This window comes from Prochlorococcus sp. MIT 1303 (genome assembly GCF_001631965.1).
GTDB classification, from domain to species: Bacteria; Cyanobacteriota; Cyanobacteriia; order PCC-6307; family Cyanobiaceae; genus Prochlorococcus; species Prochlorococcus marinus_D.
In genome coordinates this window covers 1-5,415 of sequence record NZ_LVHK01000008.1, presented here as the reverse complement: position 1 = coordinate 5,415, position 5,415 = coordinate 1, and the positions used below count along the sequence as shown (strand labels likewise).

9 protein-coding genes are annotated in these 5,415 nt (G+C 52.4%); 5 read left to right on the top strand and 4 right to left on the bottom strand.

Annotated elements, in window-relative coordinates; genetic code table 11:
* Positions 1–198: 198 nt before the first annotated feature.
* Both PMIT1303_RS00345 and PMIT1303_RS00340 read right to left on the bottom strand, forming a co-directional pair.
* Positions 199–762, bottom strand: a complete 564-nt coding sequence (locus PMIT1303_RS00345; protein ID WP_011131135.1) for a photosystem I reaction center protein subunit XI — start codon at positions 760–762, stop codon at positions 199–201.
* 44 nt (positions 763–806) lie between these two features.
* The gene (locus PMIT1303_RS00340; RefSeq protein ID WP_011131134.1) at positions 807–923 is read right to left on the bottom strand and encodes a photosystem I reaction center subunit VIII; all 117 of its coding nucleotides are present in this window, start codon (positions 921–923) and stop codon (positions 807–809) included.
* Between the two features lie 141 nt (positions 924–1,064).
* Here PMIT1303_RS00340 and PMIT1303_RS00335 point away from each other — a divergent pair, with 141 nt between their 5' ends.
* A complete protein-coding gene (locus PMIT1303_RS00335) occupies positions 1,065–1,544 on the top strand; it encodes a hypothetical protein (RefSeq protein WP_063397066.1) in 480 nt (159 codons plus the stop codon).
* Here PMIT1303_RS00335 and PMIT1303_RS00330 read toward each other — a convergent pair.
* Together PMIT1303_RS00330 and PMIT1303_RS00325 are read right to left on the bottom strand one after the other, a co-directional pair.
* Positions 1,502–2,464 (bottom strand): glycosyltransferase family 2 protein, encoded by a 963-nt coding sequence (locus PMIT1303_RS00330; protein WP_063397065.1) that lies wholly within the window; start codon positions 2,462–2,464, stop codon positions 1,502–1,504. The two genes, PMIT1303_RS00335 and PMIT1303_RS00330, sit on opposite strands and share 43 nt — an antisense overlap.
* 43 nt (positions 2,465–2,507) lie before the next feature.
* On the bottom strand, positions 2,508–3,260 hold the full coding sequence (locus PMIT1303_RS00325; RefSeq protein WP_063397064.1) for a C40 family peptidase: 753 nt from the start codon (positions 3,258–3,260) through the stop codon (positions 2,508–2,510).
* An 18-nt stretch (positions 3,261–3,278) separates the two neighbouring features.
* Between PMIT1303_RS00325 and PMIT1303_RS00320 the strand changes: the two genes are divergently transcribed.
* The 4 genes from PMIT1303_RS00320 to PMIT1303_RS00315 all read left to right on the top strand — a co-directional run.
* On the top strand, positions 3,279–4,166 hold the full coding sequence (locus tag PMIT1303_RS00320; RefSeq protein WP_063397063.1) for a serine hydrolase: 888 nt from the start codon (positions 3,279–3,281) through the stop codon (positions 4,164–4,166).
* Between the two features lie 111 nt (positions 4,167–4,277).
* The gene (locus tag PMIT1303_RS14165; protein WP_255359738.1) at positions 4,278–4,403 is read left to right on the top strand and encodes a hypothetical protein; all 126 of its coding nucleotides are present in this window, start codon (positions 4,278–4,280) and stop codon (positions 4,401–4,403) included.
* 87 nt (positions 4,404–4,490) lie between these two features.
* A complete protein-coding gene (locus PMIT1303_RS13855; protein ID WP_231901149.1) occupies positions 4,491–4,625 on the top strand; it encodes a DUF1651 domain-containing protein in 135 nt (44 codons plus the stop codon).
* Between the two features lie 397 nt (positions 4,626–5,022).
* A partial coding sequence (locus PMIT1303_RS00315) for a tetratricopeptide repeat protein (protein WP_156486847.1) occupies positions 5,023–5,415 on the top strand: 393 nt, incomplete at its 3' end.

Genomic DNA, 5,415 nt, shown 5'->3' with positions numbered 1-5,415 from the left:
GGCAGAAAATCCTTAAATTGATTGGCTTATGAGGGCTAGAGGCAGGTTTCATATTTAGCCTTGAAATACCTTTAATCATTGGCCTTTCAGCATGACTTGGCATTCTTGAAGCAATAAAAAACCTGGGGAAGCAATCAAGCCACCCCAGGAGAAGGTTTTCTACTTTTCGATTTAGATGATCTGAAAGCTTCTTGATTCTTAAGAAGCCCAGACATTCATGGGAACATTCAGCAGTGGTTGCATGTGCAAAGTGTTGCATAGGAACCATGCGAAGGCTGCGCCCGCGCAGCCACCCAGCCAAAAGCCACTCGTGAAGTCGGCCCAGCCTTTCCTTGTGAACAGGTCGGCAGGAGGGTTGGCAACAGTGACGTCCGGGGGTGGCACGGTAGGTGCCTTGCCGGGGACGTTGTAAAGCACTAAAAGAGCAGTAAGGATATGCACTGCTCCAACTGTTGCCAATAAAGCTGCGGTTGTAGCAAAATCGGTCGTTCTTAACGGACCCATTACAAGGAAGGGACCGTAAATGAAGTAGCCGATCGCGGCACCAGTTTCCAAGCCGCGGAAGTTTGCAGAAATACCCTCGCGATAGAGGGGAAGATTGTTGACTAAGGCTTTCACGAAGTAGCCACTATTGACTGGAGTGGCCAGGTTTCCGACGCATGGGTCAGCAGCAGGCTGCACAGCCCACTCTTCTACGTGCCCTCGGTCACGGTACTTTTCGTTGAGCGTCTTTGGGCCTAGGGGCAGGTTCTCGTCAGTCATTCGGTATTAGGGGAGTCGGTTGGCTGGGGTTAAGCGTCTACAGCTCAGTCGGTAGCTGTGATATGGCGACCCACTAGGACAATGAAAATTGCCGGTGTCACTAGAACAATCAGGGGTACAAACACCGCAGGCAGCCAGGTGGCAGCAAAATCACTTGTCATGGCGTCAGCCAAAGGTTCCATAGCTACTGTATAGATCGCCTTTGAACAGGGCCTATTCAGGCCCTGTTGGCGACATAAAAGTTCAATCCATCACTATCGGGCTCATCATCGGTTACCGCCGTTTCAACGAGCCATCTTTCAATGAATCAACTGTTTGCTGGCGCTGCTGTTTTAGCTCTCACCCTGGTGCTCTGGGGTTTGGGTAGACGCCCTCGCAAGCTCCTGCTGAGCAGTACTGACGCCAGCAGCGTGGCTGCTTTGAATCGTGTTCAGCTAACCCTAGTCAAGTCTCAATGGCAGGGATCTGAGGATTCCACTTCGTTAGCCCTTGAGGGTCCGGTCACATGGAATTCGCCGGCTACGTCTCTTGAACGCCTTGCTCTGCAAAGGCAGTTACGTGAGGCCATGGCTGCAGGCCCTGATCAACGATTAGAGGCTGTGACCCTGGCAGGCCTCTGGGGTCATGTTTCAGTTATGTCACTGTTGCGGCAGGGGCTGCACGACTCCGATGGCCGTGTTGTGGCTGCTGCAGCGGCAGCGCTTGATTGCTATCGAGGCAAACCGCGTGCAGAGCTAATTCAGGATGTTCCGCCGCCGCGCAACGTCGCCCGTATGCGGTAGATCGGTCGTCCTTGGCTTTCGTGGTAAGTGCGCATCAGCAGCTCGCCTAGTAGTCCAAAGCAGAACAATTGGACTCCCGTCAGGCCGAGTACCACGGCCATGGTGAGTAGTGGGCGGTTGCCAATGTCTTCTCCCATCAGCTTGATCGCCAGTAAATAGATACTCGTCAGCAGGCTCCCGCTCATTGCCACTAGTCCACCGAAGCCGAAGAAGTACATCGGACGGGTCAAAAAGCGCTTCATAAACCAAACGGTGAAAAGGTCCATCAACACACGGAAGGTTCGATCAATTCCGTACTTGCTGCTGCCGTATTGGCGTGCACGGTGGTGCACCTTTACTTCAGTGATCCTTGCGCCTTCTATCGATGCCAGTGCGGGTAGAAAGCGATGTAGCTCGCCATAGAGACGCATGTCGCTGAGGATTTCTTTGCGGTAGGCCTTTAGTGAGCAGCCGTAGTCATGCAGCCTTACACCGGAGAAGCGTCCGATCAGGCGATTGGCAATTTTTGAGGGCAGCTTGCGCTGTAGGGCAGGGTCCTGGCGTTGATGACGCCAGCCGCTTACGAGGTCGTATCCCTCATTCAACTTTTCAAGTAGTAGTGGGATATCTGCGGGATCGTTCTGTAGATCGCCATCCAGGCACACAATCACCTTGCCTTGTGATACGTCGAATCCTGCTGACATAGCAGCTGTTTGGCCATAGTTTTTGCGTAGAAGTACGCCCACCAGTTCTGGAGTTTTAATACTTAGCTGCTCCAGCACCTTGGCGGTGCCGTCGGTGGAGCCATCATTCACGAGCACTAGCTCGAAGGTTTCACCAGTAGGGCGTAAGGCTGCAAGGAGTTGATCTACCAACTGTGGCAGGCTTTCCTCTTCGTTGAAGAGGGGCACTACGACTGAGAGGTCCATGGGCGAGGTCATGCCGGAGGCCTTCCGCAGTAGAGAGCAATTTAGGCGCTGCCCTTCAGGGGAGAGTGGTGCCGTCATGGCAGTGTTCCACTCGCCCCGCCCCGCGCAGCTCAGCTCGGTAGTAGCAGGCCACTGGATGGTTGTCGTGGGCAGGCAGTCGATCGCAACCGATGCCGTTGCGACCATGCTCTTGGCCGGAGCTATGCCAGTAGCTTCCGTTGCCTCTATATAGGCCAACGTGGCTGCAGTGTTGGCGACTGCCGAAGAAAATCAGATCTCCAGGTCGGAGTTGTTTGGTGTTGTCAGGTTGCACAGTTATTGGCGTACAGAACCTTTCCTGCTGATAGGCGTCGCGCGGCAGCCAGATGCCTTGACTAGCAAAGGCGGTCTGTACAAGGCCGGAGCAGTCAAAATCTGGCCCGATGCTGCCGCCCCATAAGTAAGTGTTTGGCTGGTTGGCTGCTGCCTCCACCCAGGTCATCACAGCCGCTAGTCTTTGCCGGATCTCTCTGATGACAAGCAGTTGAGGTCGCCAGCTCCCCCGTTGAATGATCTGGCCGTTCACTTCGCGCAGATCAATCCAGCAGGGGTATCCGTCTTCCAGTAGCCGCACCCGTAGCCGTGTTACTGGCTGTTGATATTTGTTGGGCTTCGCTGCATCGAGCACTTCAAAGCTTCGGCCTGCGGCCGCCTGGGTGGCCAGACCTGCTCCTTCGACACCGGCATAACCGTTGACTCCCTTTTGCAGTTGCCAGCAGCTGCCTGGAGCAAGAAGGTCAGTGGTGATTGGGGTGCCTAGGGTCGGCATTGCCTGAAGTGATTAGCAATGGCGTTCTACCGCCCCGATAGTGCTATGCAGGCTCAGCTAACGGGGCTGTTAGATCGATTGGCGGCAGAGAGGCGCCCTGGCCTTCATAACAGCGTGGCGATCAGTTGGGTTCGTTATGACTGTTCTGATCCAACTCCCGGCAGTGGTTCGGGGGCCGGTTGGTCGGATCAGCGCCTTCTTTTCCCTGCCAGTGTGGTCAAGCTTGTCTATGCCCTTGCTGCTGAGGCATGGCTCCAGCGGGACCTGTTGCCAGAGGCCGATGAGCTTCGTCGGGCGATGCGAGACATGATTGCTGATTCGAGTAATGACGCCACCAGCCTTGTGTTGGATTTGCTTACCGGCACGACAAGCGGCCCATCGCTTCTTGGAGAATGCTGGCAGACTTGGCAGCAGCAGCGGCACCTGGTGAACGACTGGCTGCAAGGGTTGGGCTGGGAAGAGTTGGAAAAGGTGAACTGTTGCCAGAAGACCTGGGGTGATGGACCTTATGGTCGAGAGCGAGATTTTTATGGCGTAGGTCTCGCTAATCGCAATGCGTTAACCACCGCAGCTACAGCTCGCCTGCTTGAGTCAGTGATGACTAATGCTTTGGTGTCTCCGTTGGCCTGCAAGCGCTTGCGTCAGCTTCTTTCAAGGTCTCTAGATCTCATGCAGCGCAAGGCTGATCCAGAGAATCAGGTGGATGGATTTCTTGGAGAAGGTTTGCCGGTGGGATCCCTTTTGTGGAGTAAGGCTGGCTGGATGAGTCAGGCTCGTCATGATGCGGCTTGGTGGTCTTTACAAGGAGGCAGACCGATGCTTTTGGTGGTCTTCACTCAAGGAAGGGAGCGAGCTAATGACACAACCCTCTTGCCGGCAATAGCTCGCGAACTCAGCAAGCTATAGGGTTAAAAGAATGGAGGGCTCTGATTCGCTTTGGCTGGTCTGAGTTCGCAGTCATTACTGAGTAATTGATCAAGTCAATTCAGTGCTTTCTTTGTTGCAAATGGAATGACTATGAATCTGTTCCAAAACGGAGAGGGGGGTATTCCAGTGATCCGGGAATGGGTTGGTATGACAAGACGTGAGAAGACAAAACGCTTTTGGGGTGATTCCCCACAACAAATCGGCGCACTGTCCTGAGGAGACCTGGAGGGACCTGCAATTAGATCTCTGCTGCGGAAGGCGCTCAGGGCTGATTAGAGCAGGTGGACTACAAGCGCCTGAATCATGCGTGAAGGTTGGTTGGTGGACCCTGGCACCAAGTGGTTATGGCGGTTGCATAGGGACGACAAGGCATGGGTCCGCGCCCCAAGGGGTTTATGGGCGGTGGAATGCCGATGCCTGACAGGCCACCTCTGCTGAAGGAACGCAGGCAAGCCCTTAAGGAGTACGCAGAGACGATTTGGAGGAACTTCAAGTACTAATGGGATGGAAGCGATCAGAACCTCTATGGGGTGCCTCAGCAGAGTCCTGACGAGCAGGCACCACAAAAGTCAGGACGAATGACCACCCCGACTTTCAAATCAAGGTGACAGATTCAGGCAATCAATGCTGACCCACTCTAAAGAAACAATAAATTTAGACTTGAGTTTTTGTTAGAGCTTTGCAAGCACAGTAGAAGTGTAATTTACTGCCTAGACCCCTATCTTGCTCCAAGAGTCCTTTAAATCAAGAACGAAAATTGACTCAAACCATTTTCACCCTAAGATAAAATATATGCTGTATTGCAAGATTTCTCTTGGGGAATGAAACCACGCAGATGAGCCTCGCTGACGGACTCAAGCTTGCGAACCAATATTTCGAGCAGGGCAATTATCGTCAAAGCGAAAGCATCTACTCTGCAATACTTCGCATTCAGCCTGGAAATTTTGTAGCGAACAAAAGAATAGCTGCCATAAATGAATCGTTTGGCAGATTTGATGCGGCACTTGAATTTTACAAAAATGCCTTGAAAAGATCACCTATTCATTTGGAGTTTTTAACTGGCTATATTCGTACATTGATCAAAAAAGGAAGCATTGTAGAAGCTAAATTTGTTTTGAATCAAACCAAAACTATCTATGAAAAGGCTAAGGCTTTTGATCAGTTAAACAGCTTGAGCAAGCAGCTAAAACCAAGCAAAAAACTCGAATTTTTCTATAAATATCTAGAA